This is a genomic window from Archangium sp. (genome assembly GCF_036388035.1).
Taxonomy (GTDB): domain Bacteria; phylum Myxococcota; class Myxococcia; order Myxococcales; family Myxococcaceae; genus Archangium.
In genome coordinates this window covers 1-2,180 of the sequence record NZ_DASVSO010000591.1, presented here as the reverse complement: position 1 = coordinate 2,180, position 2,180 = coordinate 1, and the positions used below count along the sequence as shown (strand labels likewise).

Sequence of the window (2,180 nt, the reverse complement as noted above, 5' to 3'; positions counted from 1 at the left end):
TGACGACAGGGTGAGCTGCTCCACCACCCCATCGGCCTTCAGCACGCCGCCCTCGGCGTAGTGGTTGTCCTCCAGCAGCGCCCCCGGACGGGACTGCTCGGGTCCCAGTCGCAGCAGGAACGGCCGCGTGCCTCCCCGCAGGATGTTGTTCCTGACGACGAGCCCTGGCACCACGCCGCCGTCCGCCGCCAGCATCAGCCCATAGCTGGCCGTGTCCGCGACGGTGTTGCCCTCCACCCACACCTTCCCGGCACTCGCGATGCGGATGGCCTGCCCGTTGCCTTCCGGCAGGTTGCGGATGTCCTGGAAGTGATTGTCCCGCACCCACACGTACTCGGACGGAGTGCCCTGGCCCACGATCGACACGCCCCGGCCCGCGCGGGAGATGGAGTTGCCCTGGATGACGATGTTGTAGGCGGCCTCGTGAAGGATCACCGCCTCCCCGGCTGAACTGCCCGCCGGGCGGATCGCCGTGTTGGGAAACCCGTAGAGGGTGTTGCCTCGCACGACGACGCGCCGGCAACCCTTGATGTCCACCCCGTTCTCGCCCTCGTCGTGCAACGTGTTGCCTTCGATGAGCACGTTCTCGACGGGAGCCGTGGTCCCCTGGCACTGGATGGAGTCGCCCGAGTCGTGATGGATGTCGTTGTTGCGGATGACGATGTCTCGGGACGGGCCCACCACCGCCACGCCATGCGAGTCATCCCCGGACTTGATGAAGTGGTGGATGGAGTTGCCCTGCACCGTGATGTTCCGCGCGCCCTCCACGACCACTCCCGCGCCGGAAGTCCCTCCGCGCAGCTCGCTGCCGGACAGCGAGGACTGGCTGGCGTTGCCGTCGAAGAGGACGGCGAACATCCGCGCGCCACCGACGTCGATGTGCAGGTTCTCCAGGTTCCAGCGCCCCTGCACGCGGATGACCGAGCTTCGGGTCTTGTCCCCTGGCACCAGGGTTGGACGCGGCGAGCCCTCTCCGCGCAGGGTGACAGCGGCCGCTCCCGGGCCCCGGGACGGCAGGACGAGCGTCTCCGGGTACACGCCCGGCAGCACCCGGATGACCTCGCCCGGACCCGCGAGCGCCACCGCCCGGCCGAGGGTGCGCAGCGGGGCCTCGCGCGTGCCCGCCGCGCCGTCCGAGCCCTTCGGGCTCACGTACCAGCTCCGGCCTGTGGGCTCCTGGCTCGTCGGTGCCTGACCCGTCGTCGGCTCCTGACCCGTCGTCGGCTCCTGGCCCGCTGGCTCCTGACCCGTCGGCTCTTGCTGGGGAAGCTCTGGGGGCTGAGGGGACTGTGCACCTGCGGGCAGCTCCGTCGCGGGCGTCTCCGGCTCACAGGCGAGCAGCAGCAGGCAGGTGAACACTCCGCACGCGCCCTTGAGGCTTCGCCCGCCACTCGTCGCTCGCGTCATCCCACGCCCCCCTCGTTCCCGCCCCCACCGCGGCGCCGAAGTTCGCCACGAGAACAGCCGGCATCAAGGGGGCCGCCCCGCGGAGTGCCCATAAACGACAGAGCGACACGCGGCCCCTTTCTCCCACTTCCAGGACCCCTCCTCTCAGGGAGCCTTGGAGGAGGCCCGGAGCGCGTCACAGGCGGCGGGGAGCCCGGAGTCACACGCCTTCTGGATGAGGGCCTTGGCGCGCTCCGGATTCTTCGCCACGCCATTGCCCTGCCGGTGGGCGATGCCGAGGTTGAGGCAGCCCGCCGCCACTCCCGCGTCACAGCCCTGCTCGAAGAGGGACACGGCTCGCTTCATGTCCTGCTTCACGCCGTTTCCCATCATGTAGGCCACGCCGAGCACGCTGCAGCCAACCTTGTTCCCCGCCTCGCACGCCTTCGAGAGGAACTCCGCGGCGCGCACCGGATCCTTGTTCACCCCCCTGCCCTGCGCATGGGCCATGCCGAGGGTGAAGCAGCCATCGGCGTGGCCCTTGTCGCACGCCTTCGCGAAGTAGGTGGCGGCGCTCGCCGGATCCTGCTCGACCCCGACGCCTGACTGGCGGGTGAGGCCCACGTTGAAGCAGCCCTTCGCGTCCTCGGCCTTACAGGTCTTCTCGAAGAGGGTGAGGGCCTGCTTCGGATCCTTCTTCACCCCCACGCCTTCCGCGTAGGCGATGCCGAGGTTGTTGCACGCGTCCAGGTGGCCCTTGTCGCACGCCTTCTTGTAGAGGGTGGCCGCGCGTG

2 protein-coding genes are annotated in these 2,180 nt (G+C 69.6%); both read right to left on the bottom strand.

The features are described 5' to 3' along the window. Window positions 1–1,407: right-handed parallel beta-helix repeat-containing protein (locus VF697_RS24105; RefSeq protein ID WP_331098829.1), on the bottom strand; the 1,407-nt coding region annotated here is incomplete at its 3' end. Between the two features lie 144 nt (window positions 1,408–1,551). Beyond that, window positions 1,552–2,180 (bottom strand): tetratricopeptide repeat protein (locus VF697_RS24100; RefSeq protein WP_331098828.1); only part of this gene is annotated, 629 nt, incomplete at its 5' end.